General features: G+C 63.4%; 24 protein-coding genes. 22 read left to right on the top strand and 2 right to left on the bottom strand.

Annotation, left to right across the window (positions count from 1 at the left end):
- Positions 1–6 precede the first annotated feature (6 nt).
- From OXH56_09255 to metK, 15 genes are all read left to right on the top strand, one after another.
- Positions 7–1,020: a Gfo/Idh/MocA family oxidoreductase gene (locus OXH56_09255; protein ID MCY3555494.1), complete on the top strand. Its 1,014-nt coding sequence runs from the start codon at positions 7–9 to the stop codon at positions 1,018–1,020.
- Positions 1,021–1,066: 46 nt separating this feature from the next.
- The gene (locus tag OXH56_09250) at positions 1,067–1,462 is read left to right on the top strand and encodes a VOC family protein (protein MCY3555493.1); all 396 of its coding nucleotides are present in this window, start codon (positions 1,067–1,069) and stop codon (positions 1,460–1,462) included.
- 63 nt (positions 1,463–1,525) lie between these two features.
- A complete protein-coding gene (locus tag OXH56_09245; GenBank protein ID MCY3555492.1) occupies positions 1,526–1,957 on the top strand; it encodes a hypothetical protein in 432 nt (143 codons plus the stop codon).
- Between the two features lie 173 nt (positions 1,958–2,130).
- A complete protein-coding gene (locus OXH56_09240; GenBank protein ID MCY3555491.1) occupies positions 2,131–3,234 on the top strand; it encodes a carboxylate-amine ligase in 1,104 nt (367 codons plus the stop codon).
- A gap of 10 nt (positions 3,235–3,244) precedes the next feature.
- Positions 3,245–4,879 (top strand): sulfatase-like hydrolase/transferase, encoded by a 1,635-nt coding sequence (locus tag OXH56_09235; GenBank protein ID MCY3555490.1) that lies wholly within the window; start codon positions 3,245–3,247, stop codon positions 4,877–4,879.
- Between the two features lie 124 nt (positions 4,880–5,003).
- Positions 5,004–5,855 (top strand): phytanoyl-CoA dioxygenase family protein, encoded by an 852-nt coding sequence (locus tag OXH56_09230; protein ID MCY3555489.1) that lies wholly within the window; start codon positions 5,004–5,006, stop codon positions 5,853–5,855.
- 105 nt (positions 5,856–5,960) lie between these two features.
- Positions 5,961–6,254, top strand: a complete 294-nt coding sequence (locus tag OXH56_09225) for a hypothetical protein (protein ID MCY3555488.1) — start codon at positions 5,961–5,963, stop codon at positions 6,252–6,254.
- 4 nt (positions 6,255–6,258) lie between these two features.
- Complete coding sequence (locus tag OXH56_09220) at positions 6,259–8,061, top strand: glutamate mutase L (protein MCY3555487.1); 1,803 nt, start codon at positions 6,259–6,261, stop codon at positions 8,059–8,061.
- A complete protein-coding gene (locus tag OXH56_09215; protein MCY3555486.1) occupies positions 8,061–9,200 on the top strand; it encodes a hypothetical protein in 1,140 nt (379 codons plus the stop codon). The genes OXH56_09220 and OXH56_09215 overlap by 1 nt, the downstream gene beginning before the upstream one ends.
- Complete coding sequence (locus tag OXH56_09210; GenBank protein ID MCY3555485.1) at positions 9,200–10,177, top strand: hypothetical protein; 978 nt, start codon at positions 9,200–9,202, stop codon at positions 10,175–10,177. Before OXH56_09215 ends, OXH56_09210 begins: the two co-directional genes overlap by 1 nt.
- 5 nt (positions 10,178–10,182) lie before the next feature.
- On the top strand, positions 10,183–10,863 hold the full coding sequence (locus tag OXH56_09205; protein ID MCY3555484.1) for a hypothetical protein: 681 nt from the start codon (positions 10,183–10,185) through the stop codon (positions 10,861–10,863).
- A 2-nt stretch (positions 10,864–10,865) separates the two neighbouring features.
- Complete coding sequence (locus tag OXH56_09200) at positions 10,866–11,747, top strand: hypothetical protein (protein ID MCY3555483.1); 882 nt, start codon at positions 10,866–10,868, stop codon at positions 11,745–11,747.
- A gap of 64 nt (positions 11,748–11,811) precedes the next feature.
- Positions 11,812–12,486 (top strand): hypothetical protein, encoded by a 675-nt coding sequence (locus OXH56_09195; protein MCY3555482.1) that lies wholly within the window; start codon positions 11,812–11,814, stop codon positions 12,484–12,486.
- Positions 12,487–12,689: 203 nt separating this feature from the next.
- Complete coding sequence (locus OXH56_09190) at positions 12,690–13,739, top strand: sugar phosphate nucleotidyltransferase (protein ID MCY3555481.1); 1,050 nt, start codon at positions 12,690–12,692, stop codon at positions 13,737–13,739.
- Positions 13,740–13,804: 65 nt separating this feature from the next.
- Positions 13,805–14,947, top strand: coding sequence for a methionine adenosyltransferase (gene metK / locus OXH56_09185; GenBank protein MCY3555480.1), 1,143 nt, complete (start codon positions 13,805–13,807; stop codon positions 14,945–14,947).
- 144 nt (positions 14,948–15,091) lie between these two features.
- Here metK and OXH56_09180 read toward each other — a convergent pair whose 3' ends face one another.
- Both OXH56_09180 and OXH56_09175 read right to left on the bottom strand, forming a co-directional pair.
- Entirely contained in the window at positions 15,092–16,174 is a 1,083-nt protein-coding gene (locus OXH56_09180; GenBank protein MCY3555479.1) for an LptF/LptG family permease, read from the bottom strand.
- Positions 16,175–16,238: 64 nt separating this feature from the next.
- Positions 16,239–17,465: an LptF/LptG family permease gene (locus OXH56_09175; protein ID MCY3555478.1), complete on the bottom strand. Its 1,227-nt coding sequence runs from the start codon at positions 17,463–17,465 to the stop codon at positions 16,239–16,241.
- Positions 17,466–17,710: 245 nt separating this feature from the next.
- Between OXH56_09175 and OXH56_09170 the strand changes: the two genes are divergently transcribed.
- From OXH56_09170 to OXH56_09140, 7 genes are all read left to right on the top strand, one after another.
- Entirely contained in the window at positions 17,711–18,148 is a 438-nt protein-coding gene (locus tag OXH56_09170) for a single-stranded DNA-binding protein (protein MCY3555477.1), read from the top strand.
- Between the two features lie 70 nt (positions 18,149–18,218).
- Entirely contained in the window at positions 18,219–18,917 is a 699-nt protein-coding gene (locus tag OXH56_09165; GenBank protein MCY3555476.1) for a winged helix-turn-helix domain-containing protein, read from the top strand.
- A gap of 1 nt (position 18,918) precedes the next feature.
- Positions 18,919–20,739 (top strand): tetratricopeptide repeat protein, encoded by a 1,821-nt coding sequence (locus OXH56_09160; GenBank protein MCY3555475.1) that lies wholly within the window; start codon positions 18,919–18,921, stop codon positions 20,737–20,739.
- A gap of 41 nt (positions 20,740–20,780) precedes the next feature.
- Complete coding sequence (locus OXH56_09155) at positions 20,781–21,683, top strand: dihydroorotate dehydrogenase electron transfer subunit (GenBank protein MCY3555474.1); 903 nt, start codon at positions 20,781–20,783, stop codon at positions 21,681–21,683.
- The gene (locus OXH56_09150) at positions 21,680–22,630 is read left to right on the top strand and encodes a dihydroorotate dehydrogenase (GenBank protein MCY3555473.1); all 951 of its coding nucleotides are present in this window, start codon (positions 21,680–21,682) and stop codon (positions 22,628–22,630) included. Before OXH56_09155 ends, OXH56_09150 begins: the two co-directional genes overlap by 4 nt.
- Positions 22,615–23,427, top strand: a complete 813-nt coding sequence (gene pyrF, locus OXH56_09145) for an orotidine-5'-phosphate decarboxylase (protein MCY3555472.1) — start codon at positions 22,615–22,617, stop codon at positions 23,425–23,427. Before OXH56_09150 ends, pyrF begins: the two co-directional genes overlap by 16 nt.
- A gap of 74 nt (positions 23,428–23,501) precedes the next feature.
- The gene (locus OXH56_09140; protein ID MCY3555471.1) at positions 23,502–24,077 is read left to right on the top strand and encodes an RNA methyltransferase; all 576 of its coding nucleotides are present in this window, start codon (positions 23,502–23,504) and stop codon (positions 24,075–24,077) included.
- Position 24,078: the final 1 nt, after the last annotated feature.

Genomic DNA, 24,078 nt, shown 5'->3' with positions numbered 1-24,078 from the left:
ATCAACATGGCCCTCAGGGTAGGCATCGTCGGCGCGGGCGGCATCGCGCACTGCCACGGCAGGGCGGCCCGGGAAGCGCCCGAAGCGGAACTCGCCGCGATCTGCGACGTCTCGGAGGAGGCGATGGACCGTTTCGGCGAGACCTTCGGGGTCTCCCGCCGCTACACGGATCTGGAGCGCATGCTGCTGGAAGAGGAAATCGACATTCTCTCCATCTGTACCTGGGGCGATTCCCACGCCGACATAGCCGTCCGGGCCGCGCGGACCGGCCGGGTCAAGGCGATCCTCTGCGAAAAACCCATCAGTTCGACGGCGGCCGAGTGCGAAGCCATGATCGAATCCGCGCGGGACCACGGCGTCCTGCTCGCCGAGGCTTTCAAGTTCCGCCACCACCCGTGCCACATCAGGACGAAGGAGCTCATCGACGCCGGCGAGATCGGTCGGGTTAAATTGATCCGCAGCAACTTTACGGCCGCGGTGGATCCCGGTAACCTCAGACCGGATTACAACTGGCGGTTCAACAAGGACAAGCGCGGCGGCGCCACCTACGACCTGGGCTGCTACTGCATACACCACGCCCGGTTCATCACGGGCACCGAACCGGAAAGGGTCCTTGCGCGTGGCCACTACGGCCAGCGGTCCGGGGTGCCCGAGTCCGTCCTGGCGCAAATCGAGTTCCCCGATGAGATCAGCGCGCAGTGCGCCTTTTCCTTTCGGTTCCATAGTTCCCAGGAGTTCGAGGTGTTCGGTACGGACGGCTACATGCGGATGGACATGGCATGGAACAACGAAGATCGCCCGGTCGCGCTGGAAATCAGAAAAAACGACGGGGAAGAAAGGACCATCCGGTTCGCCCCGGTCTTTCAATTCACCGAACAGTTGCGGCACCTGTGCGACTGTCTCGAATTCGGCCGGCCGCACCGGATTCCGCCGGAGAACAGCCTGGGCAACATGCGGGTCATCGACGCCGTGCACGCGTCCATTGACGCGAGACAACCCGTTGTTATGAATCCCGGTTAGTTTCCCGGGCTTGTATTTCACACCCTACCGAGGAGGGCATCGAGCAATGAGAATCACACACACCAGTGTCACGGTAGATGACCAGCAGAAAGCGCTTCGCTTTTACACCGAAACACTGGGCTTCCAGTTGAAGCACAACATACCCCTGGGAGAACATGCCTGGATCACCCTGGTATCCAAGGAGGATCCGGATGGAACGGAGCTGGTGCTCGAACCTGACGCCTATCCCCCGATGCGTCCGTTCAAGAAGGCCCTTGTGGACGACGGTATCCCGTGGACCGCCTTCACGGTCGACGACGTCGCAGCCGAACACGAGCGTCTCGTGGCAAAGGGTGTGCGATTCGTACAGCCGCCTACGGATGCCGGGACAGTCGTTGTTGCCGCCTTCGACGATACCTGCGGCAACTTGATTCAGATTATGGCGGAGAAGGAGCAATCGTGACGATCGCATTGCCCTGTCGACCATCCTGTGGTCAACGGGCATGATGATATTGTTAGGAGGAACATGATGCTCAGGAACATCCTCGCGGCCATAGTCGGTTACGTTGCCATGGCTGCCGTACTCTTCGTACTCTTCTCGCTGCTGTGGGTGGCGGTAGGGCCCACGGGTGCCTTCCAACCGGGTTCGTGGGAAGTACCCGTCGGCTGGGCGCTCGGTTCGCTCGTGCTGGGGTTCGTAGGGGCGTACATCGCCGGTCTGGTCTGCGTCAGGGTGGGGCACGATGCCAGGGCCGCCACCCTACTGATAGGACTCGTGATCGTGTTCGGTGTGGTGAGGGCGCTGATGCCGGTGGAGATGCCGGCAGAACCGCGTCCCGACGATGTGTCGATGATGGAGGCGACCGCGGGGGCCGTTCATCCCGCGTGGTTCAACTGGCTCAACCCGCTGGTCGGGGCCGTGGGCGTCTGGTTCGGATCGCGTAAATCGCGCGCGTAGCATACGACGGGTCGTCAAGTCGTCGTGCGCGTAGCATACGACGGGTCGTCAAGTCGTCGCGTGCGTAGTCGTCGCGCGCGTAGCATACAATCTGCAGCAGTCAACAGGATCACCGGCGGCAGGATAACCAACGGTCCATAAACCGGTCCAGGATACCTGGAGCAGTTCACACCATGACCTTAGAAGAAATGACGCTTGGCGTCGAAGAGGAATACCAGATCATCGACCCCGAGTCGCGGGAACTGACTTCCTACATCTCCGAGTTTCTCGAAAAGGGGAAGCGGGTTTTTCGCGACCAGGTCAAGCCGGAATTCCTTCAGTCCCAGGTGGAAATGGGTACCGAGGTCTGCAAGGACATCAAGGAAGTCCGCAAGGAGATCGCCCGGCTTCGGAGCATGGTGTCCGAAATCGCCGAAAAGAGCGGCCACCGGATCGTGGCGGCCGGCACCCATCCCTTTTCCCGCTGGCAGGAGCAGGAAATCACCGAGAAAGACCGGTACCGCAGCCTGGTTGCCGACCTGCAGTACGTCGCCCGCCGCCTGCTTATCTTCGGCATGCACATTCACGTCGGCATACCCGACCGGGAATTGCGCATCGACACCATGAACCAGATCGGCTATTTCCTGCCCCACGTCCTGGCCCTTTCGTCTTCATCCCCCTTCTGGATGGGAGACAACACGGGGCTTAAATCCTACAGGAGCATCGTGTTCTCCGAGTTGCCCCGGACCGGTATACCCGATCGGTTCGACTCGGCCGTCGAGTACGACCATTTCATCCAGACGATGATCAAGACCGGCTGCATGGACGAGCCCACGAAGATCTGGTGGGATGTGCGTCCCCATCCCCGTTTTCCCACGCTGGAGCTCCGGATCTGCGACTGCATCACCAAAATCGACGAAGTGGTGGCCATCGTGGCCCTGGTCAGGGCGGTGGCGGCCAAGTTGATCCGGCTGCGCCGTGAGAACCAGTCCTGGCGGTACTACCGGCGCGACCTGGTGGCCGAGAACAAGTGGCGCGCCATCAAGGACGGGCTGGACGGGAAACTGGTCGACTTCGGCAAGGAAGAGGAAGTACCCCTGCGATATCTCATCGAGGAATTGCTGGAAATCGTGGACGACGTGGTGGACCCTCTCGGCGTCCGGGAGGAGATCGAGTACATCCGGGTCATGCTCGAGCAGGGCAGCAGCGCGGACCGGCAGCTCAAGACCTATGATGAAACCGGTGATCTGAAAGCGGTCGTCGACCAGCTCGCCGGGGAGACGATCGCGGGTTTGTGATAGTATCGAAATGACCGAAAAGAAGAGAGTGCGCTTGCATTCCCCGTCCAGACCAAACATCCTGTGGATCTCCTTCGAGGACACCGGCCCCTATTACGGTTGCTACGGCGACCCGGTGGCCCGCACACCGAACGTGGACCGCTTCGCTGCGCAGGGATGCCGGTGGACGAACTGTTTCTCCACGTCCGGCGTGTGCGCACCGGCCCGCTCCGCGATCATTACCGGGATGTACGCCACCTCCATCGGCACGCACCACATGCGGACCACCCACGCCGATCCCGCTGTACCTGAGTTACCCACGCCCTATTCCGCGGTTCCGCCCCACTTCGTCAAGTGCTTCACCGAATACCTGCGGGCGGCGGGATACTACTGTACGAACAACTTCAAAACCGACTACCAGTTCGAACCGCCGCTGACGGCGTGGGACGACCTGGGAAAGGATGCCCACTGGCGCAACCGGCCCGATCCGGAACAACCTTTCTTCGCGGTCTTCAACCTCATGCGCAGCCACGAGAGCGGGATGTGGCCGGAAAAGTGTCCTTCGCCAGCGTTCGATCCCAATGCCATCGAGCCGCCGCCCCACCTGCCCGACACGCCGGTGGTGCGGGAGGCCCTTGCCCGCATGTACACCCATATAGCCCACAACGACCGGGAATTCGGCACGCTCCTGGACCAGCTGGACGAAGATGGCCTTGCCGGGAATACGTACGTCTTCAACTGGAGCGACCATGGTCCCTTGCCCCGGGGCAAGCGCTGGCCCTATGACGCGGGTATTCATGTTCCGCTCATCGCGAGGGGGCCGGACCTGGAAGGCGGGCGGGTATGCGAAGACCTGGTCAGCACGATCGACCTGGGACCCACGATGCTTTCCCTGGCCAGCGTCGAAATCCCGCACCATATCCAGGGCCGCGCCTTTCTCGGGAGACAGGCTCGACCGCCGCGCGAGTTCGTCTTCGCCAGCCGGGACCGCCACGACGTATCCTACGACATGGTACGGGCCGTTCGGGACGGTCGGTACAAGTACATTCGCAATTACCGGCCGGACCTGCCTTACCTTTCCTGGATCCCCTATCGAAACCGCCATCCGATCATGCAGGAAATCTGGCGGCTGCGCCTGGAGGGCGGCCTTGACGAGGCGCAGTCGGCCCTGTTCCGGTACCCAAGGCCCGTCGAGGAGTTTTACGACACGGCGGCCGATCCCCATGAAGTACGCAACCTGGCCGACGATCCCCGGATCCGTACCGACCTGGAGCGGATGCGAACGGCGCTCGACGCCTGGCTCGAAGAGACCGGGGACATGGGCCGGGTCCCTGAAAGCGAGATGGTCCGGAACTGGTATCCGGAGGGCCGTCAGCCCGAGACCGCCCCCGTGGTCTGCGTGCCCATATGCGCTGACAGTCCCGGGATCGAGCCGGCCCTGGAGGGCGGCTCGTATGAAGGGCCGATACTGCTGCAGCTTCACTGCGCCACGCAAGGCGCATCCATCGCTTACACGCTTCAGACGGGAGATGACCCCCACTGGTTGTTGTATACCGGACCGCTGCGCCTTGATGCCGGCGAGTATCAGATAAAGGCGCGGGCGATCCGGATTGGATACGGGGAAAGTCCGGAGATCAGGGCGAAATTCGTGGTTCGGGAATCGTGACCTGCGCGTCGGCCCGGTCTTCAAAGTGGTTGACCACGGTGTGTCGAGTCGTTAAAAAATACGGGTACGAATTGCGACATTTACGTTTTGTGACGATCTGGCGTTCCGAACCCGGAGCTCCGCCTTGGACCCTTCCTGTCTTGCCTACTGCCTGACGGACGAAGAGCGGCGCCTCTTCGATGAACAGGGTTTTTTCATCGTGGAGAACGTGCTGCCTGGCGATATGGTGGAAGCGCTGGACCGGATCGCGGAACGCATCGATGTTGAACGCCGTCCCAACATGGGAGGCAGCCCCTACAGTATCAAGAATCATTTCGACATCATCGGACAGGACGATCTGCTGCTGGAACTGCTCGACTGGCCGAAGACCTTCCCCAAGGTCTGGGGCATTCTCGGCTGGCACATCCAGCTGTACCATTCACATTTGATCGTGTCGCCGCCGTCGCCGGCGGATCAGAAGCCCAAAAAGCGGCGTCTGGGCTGGCATCAGGACAGCGGCAGGCTCAATATCGATCTGGAGACCACGCCCCGACCGCGGGTGTCGCTGAAAGTGGCCTTCTTCCTGAGCGACTGCACGGCGACCGACCGGGGCAACTTCCACGCCATTCCGGGCAGCCACCGTCTCGAAGCGATTGAGTTTCCAGATGAGGCCGATCAGGATCCGGAAGGTGCCATTCCCATACGGGCGGCGGCCGGCGACGCCGTGTTTTTCGATCGCCGTCTCTGGCACGCATCCGGGATCAACTACTCCGATATCACCCGCAAGGTGTTGTTCTACGGCTACAGTTACCGCTGGCTGCGTCCCCGGGACAACATGACCGTGGATCACTACATGGACCGCAGCGACCCCATCCGCAGGCAGCTCCTGGGCGCAGGACCTTCGGGCGGTCATGGCTATACCTCGCCCCTGCCCGAAGACATACCCTTGCGGGAATGGATCGGCCGACACGCGGGTCCGGAATCTGTAATTAGCTGAGGCCGTGAGATGCTCCGACAGCCTGTTAGAGGACCGGTCGGACCGACCAGGCCGACCAGGCCGACCAGGACGACCAGGCCGATCAAGTGCACCAGGCGGACCGGCATGAGTGATTCATCAGAGACCGTGGCGGAACAGCAGGCCCTGCTTGACCGGATCGCCGAGGCCATAGCCGCGCGCGAGCTCACCGCGCCCGCGGTCCTCTTCCTGGAATCCATGAAACCCCTCTCGTTTCTGGGCGGCCAGTTCATGGCTTTCCTGAGCCCCTTCATTCACATGGTGGTGGACGCGTCGGACTACGACCGGATCGCCGAGGCCATCGAGCGCCGGGAGAACGTGGAGTTCCTGATCCAGCGCATTGAGCATCACGCCTCCGGGGCGGATGACACGGTAAACTGACTCCATGTCCCTTCCACCAGAAACCAGCGTCATCCTGGCCACGGACTGCGGCAGCACCACCACCAAGGCCATCCTGATCAAGCGACGCGCCGACGCCTACCGTCTCGTCGTTCGCGGTGAGGCGCCAACGACCGTGGAAGCGCCCTTCGAGGACGTCACGCGGGGCGTCCTCAACGCGGTGCGCGAGGTGGAGGAGCAGTCCGGCCGCGAGATCCTCGACGGAGAACGGATCGTGTCGCCCGCCGAGGGTGACCGCGGGGTGGACCTCTACGTCTCGACGAGCAGCGCCGGCGGAGGGCTCCAGATGATGGTGGCCGGCGTGGTCAAGAGCATGACCGCCGAGAGTGCCGAACGGGCGGCCCTGGGCGCGGGCGCCATCGTCATGGAAACCCTGGCGTCAAACGACGGGCGCCTGCCCCACGAGCGCATCGAACGCATACGTCAGCTCCGGCCGGACATGATCCTGCTGTCCGGCGGCGTGGACGGCGGCACGAAGTCCCACGTGGTCGAGATGGCCGAACTGATCGCCGCGGCGGACCCGAGACCCCGGCTGGGCAGCGGCTACGATCTGCCGGTCATCTACGCCGGGAACGCCGACGCCCGCGAAGACGTCGGACGAATTCTGGCCGAACGGACGGAACTCAGCCGGGTGGATAACCTGCGGCCCGTGCTCGAAGCGGAGAACCTGGGCCCCGCCCGGGAACAGATCCACACCCTGTTCATGGAACACGTGATGGCCCAGGCGCCCGGGTACAGCGACCTGATGGCGTGGACCCACGTGCCGATCATGCCTACACCCGGCGCCGTGGGACGGATGGTTCGGGTCGTCGCGGAACGAAGTGGCATCGACGTGCTGGGTGTGGATATCGGCGGTGCGACCACCGACGTGTTTTCGGTCTTCGGCGGCGCGTTCAACCGGACCGTCAGCGCCAATCTCGGCATGAGCTACAGTATTTCCAACGTGCTGACGGAGGCGGGGCTGGATAACATCGCCCGGTGGCTGCCCTTTGAAATGACCGACGCCGACCTGAAAGACCGCATGGGCAACAAGATGATCCGGCCCACCAGCATCCCCCAGACCCTGGAGGAGCTGATCATCGAGCAGGCCGTGGCCCGCGAGGCCCTGCGGCTGGCCTTCGAGCAGCACCGGAACTTCGCCGTCGAGTTGAAGGGCGTGCAACAGCTTCGAACCATATCGGACACCTTCGACCAGCAGACGGGCGGCCGGACCCTGGTCGATCTGATGAACCTGGACCTGGTCATCGGCAGCGGGGGCGTGCTCTCCCACGCACCGAGCCGGGCGCAGGCCGCGCTGATGATGGTGGACGCCTTCCAGCCCGAGGGCATCACGAACCTGGCGGTGGACAGCATCTTCATGATGCCCCACCTGGGCGTGCTGTCGACCGTGCATGAAACCGCGGCACTGGAGGTTTTCGACCGGGATTGCCTTGTCCATCTCGGTCCGTGCGTGGCGCCCGTGGGTACCGGAGCGCGCGGCACCCCGTGCGCGACCGTCAGGGCGAGGACGGACGACGGGGAATGGACGCACGAGGCGGCCGTGGGCGAACTGGCCGCGATTCCGGCCGGGGAGGCGGAGGAGGTCGCCCTGGAGGTCGTGCCCGTCCGTAGTTTCGACGCCGGCGCCGGACGGGGCGTGACGGTCGCCCGTACCGTGCGGAACGGTCCCCTGGGCGTGATCGTCGACACCCGCGGCAGACCGCTTCATTGGCCGGCGGACGCGGCCGAACGGGTGGAAAGGCTGCAAAGGGATTGCCGCGCACTCGACCTCTATCCGGAGCCAGACTGATGGCCCACGCCTATACATCAGGCCTGCGCGTATCGCCCCGGACCGTCGTCGCCAGGACGCGTCGCCTTCCGCTGAGCGGCCAGGTGCTGGTGGAGGTCGGCGACCGGGTACGGCCTGACACGGTAGTCGCCGAGACCTACCTGCCCGGACCGGTGCACAACGTCAATGTGGCCAATGCCCTGGCCATCGCACCGGAAGAAGTGCCGGGCTGCATGCTCAAGCAGCGGGACGAACCGGTGGCGAAAGGCGAACTGATCGCCGAATCGAAGGGGATCTTCGGATTGTTCAAATCCAGCGTCCGGGGTCCCGAAAGCGGCACCATCGAAATGGTCTCGGAAGTGACCGGCCAGGTGCTCATCCGGGAACCGTCGACCCCGGTGCGGATCAACGCCTACCTCGACGGCACGGTCACCGAAACACTGCCGGGGGAGGGCGTCGTGGTGGAAACGGCCGGCGCCTGCATTCAGGGGATCTTCGGCGTGGGGGGCGAAACGCACGCGCCCATAAGCCAGATCGTCCAATCGCCCGAGGAAGAGGTCACCGGCAAAATGATCGATGACCGTCTGCGGGGCCGGATCGTATGCTGCGGATCCATGATCACCCTTGACGCGTTGCGTAAGTTGATAGAGGTTGGCGCGTCCGGCGTTGTCGTGGGCGGCATGCGTTACCACGATATCGGCGACCTCCTGGGATACCAGATCGGCGTCGCGGTGACTGGCGGGGAAGACATCGGACTGACCATGATCGTCACCGAAGGCTTCGGATGGCTGCCCATGGCAGAACGCACCTTCGAACTGCTCCGTTCCATGCAGGACCGCGAAGCTTCCCTGAGCGGCGCCACGCAGATCCGGGCCGGTGTGATCCGTCCCGAGATCATCATCAGGTCCGACGGCGACGAGGCGTCTGCTGATCAGGCCTCCTCGGATCGGGCGGCCCCGGCCGGCCGCGGCCTTGAAGCCGGTTCGCTCGTACGCCTGATCCGCGAACCCTGGTTCGGTGAACTCGCTACGGTGGCGTCGCTGCCCGAACAGCCCGTGCGGCTTCCCACGGGCGCCTTCGCACGGGTGCTGGAAGCGCGCCGGACGAACGGAGCGCTCGTGACGGTGCCCCGGGCGAACGTGGAGATCGTGGAGACCTGATGCATTTCCGCCCAACGACCCGCATACCGCAGAACTTAACCACCGCGACCGGCCTGTCGCAGGCGGTCCTTGCCTTCGCGGCGGACTTCTCCTTGTCGCGGGCGATCCTCGCCCTCACGGCAATCTTCTCCGTGCTGCAGCCGGATCCCGTACTGGCCCAGGCCGGCACCGAATCCGGCTGGTTCAACGCGGACCGGACCCAGGCCCTGGTCCTGGGGATCGTCCTGACGGGCGCTATCCTGCTTTACGTGGTGCTGGCCTCCGCGGGCCGGCCGCTTTTCATACGCAAGATCGCCGGCCTGGAGACGGTGGAGGAAGCCGTGGGACGGGCGACGGAGATGGGCAAGCCCATCCTCTACGTCCCCGGCCTGAACGACATGGACGAGGTGCAGACCATCGCGTCCATGAACCTGCTGGGTCATCTCGCCACCATCATCGCGGGCTACGATTCCAGATTGCACGTGCCCGTGCGCAAGTCCCTCGTCATGAGCGTGGCCCGGGAAACCGTGCAGCAATCCTACCTGACCGCGGGCCGCCCCGACGCCTACCAGGAAGACGACATACACTACGTCTCCGATGCGCAGTTCGCCTACGCGGCGGCCGTAGACGGCATCATCGTGCGGGAAAAGCCGGCCGCCTGCTTCTACCTGGGCGGGTTCTACGCCGAATCGCTTATCCTGGCGGAAACGGGCAACTCCATCGGCGCCATACAGATCGCGGGGACGGCCAGGCCTCCCCAGTTGCCCTTCTTCGTGGCGGCCTGCGACTATACGCTGATCGGAGAGGAACTGTTCGCTGCCAGCGCGTACCTGTCCAAGGAACCACGCATGCTGGGCAGCCTGAAGGGACAGGACGCCGGCAAGGGCATCGCCATCGTATTCATCCTGGCCGGCAGCGCGCTGGCCACCCTGGAATCCATTACCGGAAGTGAAACCGTCCGCGAAGTCTCCGAAATCGTGCTCTGGCTCTTCAGGTAGGTCCCATGCGCCGTAGAATACCCCTCATCATCACCTTTATCATCGGCGTGGTCCTGATCACGGGCTACTTCGTGACGCGGGGTCCCTTCAATACGCTCTACGAGAGTTTCTCGGATTACTTCGCCATCATCACCGTCTTTGCGTTCATCCTCGGCGGCGGGAGCCTGCTCAAGATTCACCTGAAACGCGTTTCCAGCCGCGCTGCGGACTGGCCCTACAGCGTGGTGACCCTGGTGGCGTTTCTCGTCACCCTCGTGATCGGCCTGTTCAAGGTGGGCAACCCCGGCGGGATGGGTGGGGAGATCCTGGCCTCGGGTTCCTGGCTGCGGTTCATGTTCGACGGGGTCTACAACCCGCTGTCGGCCACCATGTTCTCCCTGCTGGCCTTCTTCGTCGCGTCGGCGTCCTACCGTGCCTTCCGGGCGCGCACGAAAGAGGCGACCATCCTCCTGTCGGCCGCGATGGTCATCCTGCTGGGTAGGACGCCCGTAGGGGCCTGGCTGACAGCCTGGATGCCGGAAAGCCTGGCCTTCCTCGAACTGCCGAACCTGGCCAACTGGATTATGGCCTGGCCCAATACGGCCGGCCAGCGGGCCATCATGATCGGCATCGCCCTGGGGGTCATCGCGACTTCTCTGCGCATCATCCTGGGGATCGAACGCAACTACCTGGGACGGGGAGAGTGAGCATGCGGATTCCCGATTTCATCCTGCAGATCGACCGCCGGATCATCTTCCTTCTCATCGGGGCGGCGGTCTGCATTCCACTGCTCCTGAAACCCCGTTTCCAGGACAGCCCCACGCCTATCGTCCAGTCGATCTTCGACACCGTGGAACGACTTCCGGCCGGGTCGCGGGTGTTCCTTTCCTTCGACTACGGTCCGGACACCGCTCCCGAGCTGGATCCCATGGCGAAGGCCCTCGTGCGGCATACGATGATCCGCGGCCACGAGGTGTCCTTCTTCACCCTGTTCCCCGAGGGGGTGGGACAGATCAAGAAGATTACGGACAACCTGCTGCCCGAGGAGTTTCCGGACAAGGCGTACGGCCGGGACTTCGTGAACCTGGGGTACAAGGCCGGCCTGGGCGGCGCGATCAACACCATGGTGGTCAACTTCAGGACCCTGGTCAACGCCGACGCGGAGGGCACGCCCCTCGACGACCTTCCCATAACCGCGGACGTGGACGAGATGGTGGACTACGTCATCATCCTGAGCCTGACCGCAGGGGACCCGGGACTGAAGGAGTGGATCCAGTTCGCGGGCGACATCGCGGGGATTCCCGTCATGGGAGGCGGCACGGCCGTGGTGGCGCCGGAACTCTATCCCTATTATCCCCAGCAACTGGTCGGCCTGATGGGCGGCCTCAAAGGGGCTTCCGAGTACGAGTCCGCCCTGGTGGACCGGTATCCGGCCTACCGGAACGCCACCATGGAGGCCACCATGCGCATGGGTCCCCAGGTCGTGACCCACGTGCTGATCGTACTGCTGGTCCTGTTGGGCAACCTGGCCTATTTCTTCGGCCGGGCGGACCGGGCGGGCAGAACGGGCCAGGGTAACCGGGCAGGCTAGGCCGGCCGGACAGACCGGACATGCCAGAGGGACCGGGTCTGACACCGGCCATAGAGGACTATTTATGGATGTAACGCTGATGCTCTGGATCGACGCGGCCCTCACGCTGATGATCCTCAGTTTCCTTTACCGGGACAATCCCTTCTACAAGTTCGCCGAACACCTGTTCGTCGGCGTTTCGGCCGCTTACCTGATGGCCGTCGGGTTCTGGGACCACCTGGTGCCGAACCTGCTCGGCAAGCTGTTCCCTTCGCTCATGTCAGGCGTCGTGCCCGGCGCCGTGGGCCGGTCGCCGGACTACTACTACCTTATCCCCGCCGTCTTCGGCCTGCTGCTGCTCACCCGCCTGATCGAACGCTGGGCCTGGCTCAGCCGCTGGGCCCTGGCCTTCATCGTCGGCGGTGCGGCGGGATTCAACCTGCCCCGTTTCCTCGATTCGGACTTCATCATCCAGGTCCAGAGTACCATGATTCCCCTCGTGGTGCTCGATGCTTCGGGCAACCTGCTCTGGGGCGCCAGTTTCTCCCACGTCGTACTCGTCCTGGGCGTGATCTGCGGCCTGGTATACTTCTTCTTCTCTGTCGAGCACAAGGGCGTGCTGGGACACGTGTCCCGCGCGGGTATCTGGGTGCTGATGGTGACCTTCGGCGCGGCCTTCGGCTACACGGTCATGGCGCGCATCTCCCTGCTGACCGGCCGGATGGAAGCCCTCGGTGCCTGGCTCGGTTCGATCTTCTGAATCCCGGGACAGCATGCAGCCGAAGAGACCGGATCCCGCAGCCGCGAAGACGGGGATCCGCCGGCGAGTAGACCGTGGTTGGCAGCTTCCGGCGACGATGATTTCTGTTGCGCGCGGCCCTGGTCCGTTGTTACTTACTGAACCGTTCTTTTCGGTCCCGGCGCGTTCCGCCGGGAGAGGGTGCGCACGCGCAAGGAATCTCCATGAAAGCCATCATTCCCGTCGCCGGCAGCGGCAGCCGATTGCACCCCGTCACGCTTGAGACTCCCAAGGCCTTGGTCCCCGTCGCCGGCAAGCCGGTGCTGGAATACCTGCTCGACCAGGTAACCGCCATGGGCATCCGCGACGTTGTGTTGGTAATCTCGCCGTCGGGTGACGCCATCCGCCGGTACGTCGACCGGCGGGATGACCTCGAAGCCCGGTACGTCTTGCAACAAGAGCCGCTCGGGATCGGACACGCCGTGCACCTGTGCGCGGACCTCGTGGATGACGAGCCGCTCCTGGTCCTGCTGGGTGACGTCATCTATCTGTCTGATTTTGCTTTCCTCGCCGACGAACCGCCCGGTAACGCCATCGGCGTCAAGCGGGTCGCCGGTGACCTTAGCCGGTACGGACTGGTCGAGGTCGAGGACAGGCGGATCACCCGGCTGGTGGAGAAACCCGACCACCCCGTTTCGAATCTCGCGATCGCCGGGATCTACGGTTTCTCCAATCCCCGGCCGCTCATGGAAGGACTGGAAACCCTGGTACGTTCCGGCCGAAGGACCCGGAACGAGTATCAGCTGACGGACGCGCTGCAATGGATGGTGGAACAGGGCGAACACCTGGTCCCCTTTGAAGTCGACGACTTGTACGATTGCGGCACGCCGGAGCGTCTGCTGGAGGCCAACAGGCGGCTGCTCGACCTGAACGGAGGGCGTTGCGACATTCCCGGCAGCGTGATCATTCCACCGGTAGACATCGCGGACGACGCCCGGGTCCACCGGTCGGTCATCGGCCCCCACGTCGCCATCTCGTCCCGGGCTTCCGTCGCGCGTTCCGTCGTCCGCGACGCCACCATCGGATCCCACGCCCGTATTGAGAACTGCGACCTCCGGGGTGCCATCGTTACCCCCCACGCCGTCCTGGCCGACACGGTAAGGCGTGTTCCGATCGGCCTGGGCAACCTGGGCGGCCCGGTCGACCTGGGAGGTCTGGGCGGCCCCGACGGCCCACACAGTCCGGAAGGCACAAACTGCGAAGTTTTCGTCTGACTGATTACCGAAACCACGAAACCGATCGTTCCCGATCCACGGGTCGATCATCAGGAGCATGACGCATGACACCTGGTTACCTCTTCACTTCCGAATCCGTTACCGAAGGCCATCCCGACAAGGTCGCCGACCAGATCTCCGACGCGGTGCTTGACGCCGTCATCGAACAGGATCCCTACGCCCGCGTGGCCTGTGAAACCTTCGTCACCACGGGCCTGGTGGTCGTTGGCGGGGAGATCACGACGGACGGCCACGTGGACGCGCAAAGCGTGGCCCGCGAGACCGTCAAATCCATCGGGTATACGGATTCCGGGTTCGGGCTGGACTGGGAGTCCTGCGGCGTGGTCGTATCCCTCGACCAGCAGTCGGCCGACATCGCCATGGGGGTGGACCGGCAGGGCGCGGGCGACCAGGGCATGATGTTCGGCTACGCGACCAACGAGACCCCCGAGATGATGCCCCTGCCCATCACCCTCGCCCACCGGCTGACCCGGAACCTCGCGGCGATCCGGAAGAATGGCGCGGCCCCGTACCTGCGTCCCGACGGCAAATCGCAGGTCACGGTGGAATACGTCGATGGCCAGCCCCGCCGGATCGACACGGTGGTCATCGCCGCCCAGCACGACCCGGACGTCTCCAACGAGCGGATCAGGGAGGACATCGTCAACGAAGTGATTGCCCCCGCGTTGCCGGAAGCGTTGATCGACCCGGGCCGGATCAAGTACCATGTCAACGCGACAGGTCGGTTCGTCACCGGCGGCCCCCAGGGAGACGCCGGCCTGACGGGCCGGAAGATCATCGTGGACACCTACGGCGGTTACTGCCGCCACGGGGGCGGGGCCTATTCGGGCAAAGACCCGACCAAGGTGGACCGCTCAGCTTCCTACGCGGCCCGTTACGTGGCCAAGAACGTCGTCGCGGCCGGACTGGCCGAGAAATGCGAGATCCAGCTGGCCTACGTCATTGGCGTAGCGGAACCGGTTTCCGTCAACGTCAATTCCTTCGGTACCGGCGCGGCCGATGACCTGGAGATCACGCGTCTGATCCGCAAGCACTTCGACCTGACGCCCCAGGGCATCATCGAAAGCCTCGACCTGCGCCGGCCGATCTACCGCCCCACGGCGTCGTACGGTCACTTTGGCCGCAACGAGGCGGGATTTACCTGGGAGAACTGCGACAAGGCGGAGGAACTCAGGAACCACGCCTGAGTCGCCAGAGTCTTATTTGGGCGCTCCGACCAGGGCGTTGCTACGCGACGCGAGTCTTATTTGGGCGCTCCGACCAGGGCGTTGCTACGCGACGCGAGTCTTATTTGGGCGCTCCGACCAGGGCGTTGCTACGCGACGCGAGTCTTATTTGGGCGCTCTGACCAGCAGTACCAGGGCCAGGAGGCCGAAGAGCGCGTTGGCGCCCCAGGCCGCCGACATGGGGTCAAGCAATCCGGCGTGTCCGAAGGCCTGGGTAAAGCGGAGCAGCCCCCAGTAGATGAAACAGATACCGATACTCAGGGCAAATCCCACCGCGACACCGCCCCGTCTCAGGTGAGTGGCCAGCGCGCCGCCCAGAAGCACGATAATCAGGCCCGCGCTGGGGAAGGCGATCTTCAGGTTGAGGTCTACCAGGTAGCCCTGCACGTCTCCGCCTCCGCGCCGGACATTCTGAATAAACTGGTCGAGTTCTCCGTAGCTCATCTCCTCGGGACGTTTCTGCCCCCGCATGAAATCCTCCGGCGTTACGGACCATCCGTCCGGTTCCCGTTCGACGAAGGTATTGTATTCGGACAGTCCGCCTCCCGCCTGGAACCGTCGTTCCACCCCGTTTGAAAGCAGCCAGCGCCCGTCCTGCCAGACGGCGCTTTCCGCCTCGAGCACGCTGGAGACGAGGCTGTCCTGGAATTCGGTGACGAAAACCCCCGTGCCCTCCGCGTCGAGACCGTCGAATACGCGGATATAGAACTGGCGCCCTCCCTCTCCCCTGAAATACACGTCGTTTCGTATGTGCTGCCCCACGCCGCCCCGCAGGTCCACGTGCTCCGACTGGATTTCCGCCCGTTTCATGCTCGTATGGGGAACGAGCCATTCACCGGCCCAGAACAGGCCACCGCTTGCCACCGCGCTGACCAGGAGCAGGGGCCTCAGCAACCGGTACACACTGAGCCCCGATGCCTTCATGGCGGTCAGTTCGCCCAGCCTGGTCAGTTGGCCGAAGGTATACAGGCTGGCGAGCAGCAGGCTGACGGGAATCGTGAGTACGAAGATATAGGGCGTGTAGTAGACGTAGTAGAGCGCGATGTATACCGGGGCCACATCACGGTCCAGGAACCGGTCCAGCTGCTCAATGAGATCGACCACGAAGAAGATGCTGACGAAGGCGATCAGGCTGACGGCGATAGCGGTGATGAACAAGCGTAGCACGTACCGGGTGATCAGGGACATGAAACGGCGTTCCTCCGGTGGTATCGAACGAATCGAAGCGGATAAAACGAGTCCAAGCTGACCGTCAGATGCGGTCCCTGCCGGTGACCCAGACCAGGACGGCGCCGGGAACGCCGATGACGATGTTTGCCGCCCACATCGCCCAGACGGGGTCGATCAGGTCGCGGTCCGCCAATTCCTCACCGCCGAGCAGGCAGGCCCAGTACAGCAGGAAGAAGCACAGGCTGACGCCCACGCTGACGCCGATGCTGCCGCGGCGTATGCGAACCCCCAGCGGTGCGCCGATCAACACGAAGACGAAACAGGCCGCTGAAATGGCGTACTTCTTGTGGATCTCCACGATGTAGCTGTTCTTCTGCCGCTGCCTCAGCGAGACCGTCCGCTCCGCCCGGTCCCTCGCTGCCTCGAGGGAATCCGCCTTCGCCTCCGGGGAAACCGGTCCGGGTGCCATGATCGCCAGTGCAGCGTCGATCTCCGTCTGCCATTCATCGATTCTGGCGCGCATCATCGCGATGTTCAGCTCGCGGTCGCTCCGGATTCCCGCCTCCGACCGCTGGACGCCGGCCGGCTCGGTGCGGATCGTGAACCGCTGCCGCTCGAAGATCTCTTTTAGATAGCGTCCCGAAGATTCGTCCTGCTGAAGCAGTTCTCCGTCGTACAGCATGAGATCGAGCCGGCTGCCCGTCTCGTTGACGTGGAATTCTCCGGTCTTTGCCGTCATGAGGCGCGGATAGCGCATGTTCTCTGTCTCGTAGATGGTGATACCGGAGATTTCGTTGTTTCTTGGATTGACCCGGTCGATCAGGATGCTGTATCCCGGTATGTCCTTCATGAATATGCCCCCGGTGAAAAGCAACGTGGGACGCGCACGGTGGATGTCGTTCATGAGCGAGCGCGCCCGGTAGTTGGATTCGGGCAGAATGACGTCCATGAAGAACAGGTGGCCGCTCCCCAGGAGGAGTCCCGCTACCAGGACCGGCGAGACCATCTGGAAGAAACTGACGCCGCCAGCCTTGAGGGCGGTAACCTCGTTGTCGGCCGAAAGCCGGCCGAATGCCATGAGGCTGGCGACCAGCACGGACATGGGGATCGATACGGCGACAATCCAGGCCAGGTTGAGGAAAAACACCTCGAGCACGATGAACAGGTCGAGGTTCTTGCCGATGATGAGGTCGGCGATCTGGAATATGATGTCCATCACGAGGATGAACGTGATGATCACGAAGGAAAACAGAAAGGGACCGACGTGCGCCTTGAACACGTATCGGTAGAGGTGAACCGGGAGGATCATGGGCCAATCAGGCGGAAAACGGGCCAGGGGAGGGCATACCGACGCATCCGGTGTCGGGTTCCGTCAACAATAGTTACGATGTTTTGAAAAGGTCCCTCGACTATTCGAATATAGGGCGCGATACCGGGGAGAAGCAAGCCGTTTTCTCCTGCGCGACGGTCCCGGGACAGCGGGAAATTCGCTTGACTTGCCCCGTGTATCGCGCTATACTCACTTCATTCTTTTTCATATAAGGAGCATCCCCAATGGCCAGCTTGAATAAAGTCATTCTGATCGGTAATCTCGGCGCGGATCCCGAGATGAGGTACACGCCTGCCGGCCGGGCCGTGGTCAATTTCCGCATGGCCACGACGCGCCAGTGGAACACGCAGGACGGAGAACGGCGGGAAGAAACGGAATGGCACCGGATCGTGGCCTTTTCGAAACTGGCGGAGATCTGTGGCCAGTACCTCAAGAAAGGCGCACCGGTGTATGTCGAAGGACGGCTGCAGACCCGTTCCTGGGAAGATCAGAACGGGATGAAACGGTACATGACCGAGATCGTGGCAAACGAGATGCAGATGCTGAGTGCCCGCCAGCAGAATGAGCTCGCATCGGACGCGTCCGGAGGAGTCGGGAGTACGGCGACGGAAGCGCCGCCTCCTTCGCCCGAGGCCGATTCCGACGACGATCTTCCGTTCTGACGCCGTTCGAGGGAAAGTCCGTTCGCTGCAACCGGTTGCTCCTTCCAACGTGGGCCTGCAATGAGAACCCATGACCGTTAGACTTAGCGGCAACGGGCTTCCCCGAATTTCGATCCTTTTTGCCCGCCAGGAACCCGTCGAACCGCTGATCAGGTGGTTGAGCGGCGCAGGTTACGCCTTAACGGAACTGCATTACACCGTTGTTGAAGACCTCCACGCTCGCATACCCGATTCGGACCTCTTGCTCATCCAGACGGACCGGCCCCGGTCGGTCCTTCCCTTCGTGATGGACGAACTGCGGTCGCGCGGGTTCCGGCACGCCCCCGCGGTCATGGTCCTGACCGGCGCTGACGTTATCGGCGACCTCGACGTCACCCGGGGAATCGACGATTTCATCTGCGCGCCATACAACGTCCGCGAGTTCGATCTTCGCATCAAGAACGTCCTCTGGCGGCGCCACAGCGTGCAGATCCAGGATATGATCGCCTGGGGCGACCTGCTGATCAACCTGGGCAACTACGAAGTCACCATCCGGGGCAAGGCGATCGATCTGACCCTCAAAGAGTACGAGTTGCTCAAGCACCTGGCCCGGCACAGGGGACGGGTGTTTACGCGGGACGAGCTGCTGACCGCCGTCTGGGGATACGATTATTTCAGCGGTACGAGGACGGTGGACGTACACGTTAGACGGCTGCGCATGAAGATCGAACGCCACGGCGTACATATCATTACGACCGTCCGGGGCGTCGGCTACAAGTTCGGAGATTGAGATGCGCAGAACTTCCCTGATCCTGTCCACCCTGGTGTGCGTGGTTTTCGGTTGCGCGTACTACAATACGTTCTACAACGCCAGGAAAGCGTTCAAGGAAGGGGAGCGGATACGTCTCACCCAGCAGACGCCCGATGGCGGCATACCGCCCCTGGCCCTGACCTCCTACGAACTCGCCGTCGAAAACGCGGGTCTCGTCCTGAGGGATCACTCCGGAAGTTCCTATGTGGACGACGCGCTGGTACTGATCGGCGACGTCCGGGCGATCCAGGGACAGCATCTACAGGCCATCAAGCGGTATGAGCAGGTGCTGAGGCTGTTCCCGAACGGCGAATTTACCGGCCACTGCGTTTTCTCCCTGGGCAACAGCCTCCTCAACGCGGGGGATTCCACCCGGGCCGATGAACAGCTGGACCGTTTCGTCAGGGAGTTTCCCGGCAGCGACCGGATTCCGGACGCCCTGATGCTTCGGGGAAAGATCGCCCTGGGCGGCGCCCGGTACGGGGAAGCCGTCGTGCGGTTCCAGGAAGTGCTGGATTCGCGCCCCGGCGATGAACGGGAGGCGGAGGCCAGGTACCACATCGCACGCGCCAGGCTGGAGGAGCATCGGTTCGCCGAAGCCCGTGAACAACTCGCCCAGGCCATCGAGCAGGCACGGACCCGGATGCTTAAGTTTCATGCGGCTTTCTTGCTGGGCGAAAGCCTGCGGCGAGAAGGGGATCTGTCGGCCGCGCTGGGCGTATACGAGTCGTTGCTCGATCAGCGCGCTTACAGCGAATATCACCCGGAGGTCATGCTGGCAATAGCCGCATGCCTGGCCGAACTGGACTTGAAGGAATCGGCCGTCTCCACGTACGAGACGCTCATCACCCGTTTCGAGTCCGACCGGAGCTACGCCGAAGAAGTATCCCGGGCCATGTTTGAACTGGGGGAACTGTACCGGACCGAGGGAGATCTCGATCTGACGGAACAGTGGTACGACGAGGCGCGGCGCAAGAGTCCGCGATCGTTCTGGATCGGCGATGAGGCCGACCGGAAGCATCGCGCCATACGCGAACTGCGGCGTCTGGACGGAAACCTCGGAAACCTGCTGGCCGCCATGGAAGCGTTGAAATCCCCCGGCGATCCCACATCGAATACCACGTCGAACTATGCGAAGTTGACGGAAGACGCGGTCGGTCTGCGATTCCAACTGGCGGAACTGTACCTGTTTCAATTGGAAATGGCCGACGCAGCCCTGAGCCAGTACCGCGCTATCGAAGAAGCTTCGAATGATCCCTCCATTGCCGCCAAGGCCGCTTATGCAAGGGGCTGGGTACTCGACGAGATGCTGAGTGACACGGATAGCGCCCGTTCGGTCTTCGATTACATCGCTACCCAGTATCCCGGGACCGCGCACGCCGTGGAAGCAGCCATCCTGCAGTCGAAGCCCATCGTAGGTGAACTACCCCCGGACCGGCTTTTCCACGAGGCGGAAAGGCTGCTTTTCGAAACCGACCGGCCGGACTCCGCGCGCGGGCTCTACGAGCTGGTCCTCCAACGGGATCCGGATGGTGAATACGCGTCGCGTGCGCTCTACGCGCTGGGCTGGCTCGCCGAGACGCACTACGACGATCCCGAAACCGCCCTCGACCGCTACCGCGAAATCATGGACCGCCATCCCCGGTCGGAGCAGGCAAGATCCGTCCGCGACAAGATTCGCTTAATGGAGGAACTGCTCCCTGCACCGGCTACTGACCCGGCTGCGTCCCCGGCCCCAACCGCGTCCCCGGCCCCAACCGCGTCCCCGGCCCCAACCGCGTCCCCGGCCCCGGACAAATGATGCGTTGACATCCGGTCCTGTCGGTTGTATTGTAGTGGAGCATGTCCACCATCCCCATCTGCCAGTATGACGCCGAGATCCTCGCCAACCGTGAAATCGGTCCCGGCCTGTACTGGATCGACCTGCTGGCACCCGAAATCACACGACACGCCCTGCCCGGTCACTTCGTACACCTCATCGCTTCCGATGTTTCGAAGGACAGCAGCAGGCAGACCTGGCTCCGTCACACCCCGCTGCTCAGGCGTCCCTTCAGCATTGCCGAACGGGATCCGGAACGCGGTGTCTTCGGGCTCATATACCGGATTGTCGGCGGCGGCACCGAGATCCTGGCTACGCGGCGCCGCGGAGAACGGGTCGACGTGCTCGGACCCCTGGGAAGGACGTTCGAGCCGGTGCGCACCGGCCGGCCAGTGATCATGGTCGCCGGTGGCGTCGGCGTAGCGCCCTTTCTCTCCCTGGCCCAGGAGACGGCAAGGGATGGACTGGCGCGGCCGGCCGAAATGACGGTGCTCTTCGGCGCGGCCACGGCGGGCCTCTTGAGCGGGGAAGAGAAATTCGGCGAATACGGGGTCGACGTCAGGCTGGCGACCGACGATGGTACGACGGGCCACCACGGCCTGGTGACGGACCTGCTGGAACGGGAACTGGCCTCCTCACCCCGGCGGTGCGCCTATCTCTATGCCTGCGGACCGACACCCATGATGCGCCGTTGCCAGGAGATCGCCCGTGAAGCCGGTATCGACGGACAGGTCTCCCTCGAGGGAATCATGCCCTGCGGCGTGGGCGTGTGCATGGCCTGTGTCGTGGCCTGCGACGCCCCCGGTACCGACCCCGACCCCGGCGCCACTCCCGGCAAGGTCCCCGTCGCTCGGTCGTCATCCCGACGCTACGAACGGGTCTGCGACGCCGGCCCGGTGTTCGACATGCAGGAGGTCGTGCTGTGACGGCATCACCCGATCTGACGGTCAATATCGGCACGCTTGAGCTGAGGAATCCCGTGCTCGCCGCATCGGGCACCTTCGGATACGGATCGGAATACGGACGGTTCGTGGATCTCTCCGATTTCGGCGGCATCGTCACGAAAACGCTCACGCCCGAACCCTGGCCGGGCAATCCCCCGCCCCGGGCCGCGGAGACGGCCGCCGGCATGCTCAATTCCATCGGACTGCAGAACGTGGGCGTGGAGGCCTTCATCCGGGACAAGATGCCTTACTTGAGAAACGTGGACACCGCCTTGATCGTCAACGTGGGCGGAGGCCCGGTGGAGGAGTTCGTCTACGTGACCGAACGCCTGTCGGACTGCGAGGGCATCGATGCCCTGGAGATCAACATGTCCTGCCCGAACGTGTCCGGCGGCATGGACTTCAGCACCGATCCCCGGCGCGCGGCGGAACTGGTTTCTACGCTGCGGGGCATCACCGAACTGCCGCTCATCGCCAAACTCACGCCAAACGTTACGGACATCGGGGAGATCGCCCGCAGCGTCGAGGAAGCCGGCGCCGACGCCATATCGGCTATCAACACCCTGCGCGGCATGGCAGTGGACATCAATACGCGCCGTCCCATGCTCGGTGCCGTCACGGGGGGGCTGTCCGGTCCGGCCATCAAGCCCGTGGCCGTTGCGGCCGTCTATCGGATCGCGCGCCAGGTGGCCGTCCCGGTCATCGGCATCGGCGGCATCATGAGCGGAGAAGACGCCGTGGAGTTCCTCGTGGCGGGCGCCACGGCCGTCCAGGTGGGCACGGCCACCTTCGTCGAACCCCGCGCCGGACCGTCTGTCGCGCGTACGCTGGCCGAATGGTGCGCCGCGTCGGACGTGCATTCGGTCCGCTCGTTGATCGGAAGCATTCAAATCCCTTCACCAGAGGACGCACCATGTCACCCTTCGTAGATAGATTGAACCGCGCCCGGACCGCGGCGGACAGCCTGGTCTGCGTGGGACTCGATCCGGACCTGGATCGATTCCCGGAGCACGTAAGGTCGGCACCGGACGCGTTGTTCGAGTTCAACCGGGCGATCATCGAGCACACTTCGGACCTCGTTTCGGCCTACAAGCTGAACATCGCGTTTTTCGAGGTCATGGGCTCGAGGGGTTACGAAGCGCTGGAGCGCACGCTCACGGTCATACCGGATGGGGTCGTGGTCATCTGTGACTGCAAGCGGGGAGACATGGGGAACAGTGCCCGCATGTACGCGAAGGCGCTGTTCGAGCATTTCGATTTCGACGCGGTGACCGTCAATCCCTACCAGGGACGGGATTCCGTGCAGCCCTTCCTGGACTACACCGACCGGGGGGTTTTCATCCTCTGCCTGACTTCCAACGAAAGCGCGCGCGAATTCCAGTACCTGTCCGTCAACGGACACCCGCTGTACCTGGAGGTGGCCAACGCGGCCAGGTCGTGGAACACCGCCCGGAACGCGGGCCTGGTCGTGGGGGCCACGCAGGCGGAGTCCCTGGCCGGCATCCGCGCCGTCGTCCCCGACATGCCCCTGCTGATCCCCGGGATCGGCACCCAGGGCGGCGACCTTGAAACGGTCATTAAGGAAGGCGCCGACGAGCGCGGCGGGGGCCTGCTCATCAATTCCTCCCGGAGCATCCTCTATTCCTCCGGTGGCCGTGACTTCGCCGAGTCCGCCCGGGCGGCCACCCTTCGACTCAGAGAAGAGATCAACGACCTGCTGCCCTGAACGCCCCGCGCGAAGGACCGTCCCGCGCAGTGAACGCCGGGCGCGAAGGAACGCTCCGTGCGAAGGAACGCCCCGTGCAGTCCAGGAAAACCGGAGACATGGAGACGAATTTCGAGGTCCGAAGCTTCGACGCGGAGATCACGAAGGAAGCGTACGACCGGCTGCCCAAGCTGCCCCTCTATTTCGTCCTGGACAACCTGCGCAGCGCATTCAACGTGGGCTCCATCTTCCGGACCTGCGATATCCTGCGGGTGAAGGGCCTTTACCTGTGCGGATATACGGCCTGTCCGCCCCACGCGAAACTGGAGAAAACCGCCCTGGGCACCATCGATTACGTCCCCTGGCGTTACTTCGAAACGGCCGTCGACGCGGTCGAATGGCTGCAGGATCGCAATGTCGAGGTGTGGGCTGCCGAAACCACGTCGGATTCGGTATCGTACGACGCCGCGGCGTTCCCGGACGAACTGGCCATTGTGCTCGGTAACGAAGCGCTCGGGGTGAGCCGGGGCGTGCTGGAGCGCTGCGACGGCCTGGTCGAGATCCCCACGCGGGGCTACAAGAATTCACTGAACGTGGCGTCCGCCTGCGCCGTCCTGGGATTCAAGGCGCTGGAGATTATGGAAGGGACGCGAGGCGATTCGGGAGGATGAC

Source organism: Gemmatimonadota bacterium, assembly GCA_026702745.1.
GTDB lineage: Bacteria > JAAXHH01 > JAAXHH01 > JAAXHH01 > JAAXHH01 > JAAXHH01.
The sequence above is the reverse complement of the archived record's forward strand: the minus strand, read 5'-3'. Positions and strand labels throughout refer to the sequence as shown.

Excerpts from the sequence above, each read along its gene's own strand:
- OXH56_09255 (MCY3555494.1), top strand. The coding sequence starts at position 7 with ATGGCCCTCAGGGTAGGCATCGTCGGCGCGGGCGGCATCGCGCACTGC.
- OXH56_09250 (MCY3555493.1), top strand. The coding sequence starts at position 1,067 with ATGAGAATCACACACACCAGTGTCACGGTAGATGACCAGCAGAAAGCG.
- OXH56_09245 (MCY3555492.1), top strand. The coding sequence starts at position 1,526 with ATGATGCTCAGGAACATCCTCGCGGCCATAGTCGGTTACGTTGCCATG.
- OXH56_09240 (MCY3555491.1), top strand. The coding sequence starts at position 2,131 with ATGACCTTAGAAGAAATGACGCTTGGCGTCGAAGAGGAATACCAGATC.
- OXH56_09235 (MCY3555490.1), top strand. The coding sequence starts at position 3,245 with ATGACCGAAAAGAAGAGAGTGCGCTTGCATTCCCCGTCCAGACCAAAC.
- OXH56_09225 (MCY3555488.1), top strand. The coding sequence starts at position 5,961 with ATGAGTGATTCATCAGAGACCGTGGCGGAACAGCAGGCCCTGCTTGAC.
- OXH56_09220 (MCY3555487.1), top strand. The coding sequence starts at position 6,259 with ATGTCCCTTCCACCAGAAACCAGCGTCATCCTGGCCACGGACTGCGGC.
- OXH56_09215 (MCY3555486.1), top strand. The coding sequence starts at position 8,061 with ATGGCCCACGCCTATACATCAGGCCTGCGCGTATCGCCCCGGACCGTC.
- OXH56_09210 (MCY3555485.1), top strand. The coding sequence starts at position 9,200 with ATGCATTTCCGCCCAACGACCCGCATACCGCAGAACTTAACCACCGCG.
- OXH56_09205 (MCY3555484.1), top strand. The coding sequence starts at position 10,183 with ATGCGCCGTAGAATACCCCTCATCATCACCTTTATCATCGGCGTGGTC.
- OXH56_09200 (MCY3555483.1), top strand. The coding sequence starts at position 10,866 with ATGCGGATTCCCGATTTCATCCTGCAGATCGACCGCCGGATCATCTTC.
- OXH56_09195 (MCY3555482.1), top strand. The coding sequence starts at position 11,812 with ATGGATGTAACGCTGATGCTCTGGATCGACGCGGCCCTCACGCTGATG.
- OXH56_09190 (MCY3555481.1), top strand. The coding sequence starts at position 12,690 with ATGAAAGCCATCATTCCCGTCGCCGGCAGCGGCAGCCGATTGCACCCC.
- metK (MCY3555480.1), top strand. The coding sequence starts at position 13,805 with ATGACACCTGGTTACCTCTTCACTTCCGAATCCGTTACCGAAGGCCAT.
- OXH56_09180 (MCY3555479.1), bottom strand. The coding sequence starts at position 16,174 with ATGTCCCTGATCACCCGGTACGTGCTACGCTTGTTCATCACCGCTATC.
- OXH56_09175 (MCY3555478.1), bottom strand. The coding sequence starts at position 17,465 with ATGATCCTCCCGGTTCACCTCTACCGATACGTGTTCAAGGCGCACGTC.
- OXH56_09170 (MCY3555477.1), top strand. The coding sequence starts at position 17,711 with ATGGCCAGCTTGAATAAAGTCATTCTGATCGGTAATCTCGGCGCGGAT.
- OXH56_09165 (MCY3555476.1), top strand. The coding sequence starts at position 18,219 with ATGACCGTTAGACTTAGCGGCAACGGGCTTCCCCGAATTTCGATCCTT.
- OXH56_09160 (MCY3555475.1), top strand. The coding sequence starts at position 18,919 with ATGCGCAGAACTTCCCTGATCCTGTCCACCCTGGTGTGCGTGGTTTTC.
- OXH56_09155 (MCY3555474.1), top strand. The coding sequence starts at position 20,781 with ATGTCCACCATCCCCATCTGCCAGTATGACGCCGAGATCCTCGCCAAC.
- pyrF (MCY3555472.1), top strand. The coding sequence starts at position 22,615 with ATGTCACCCTTCGTAGATAGATTGAACCGCGCCCGGACCGCGGCGGAC.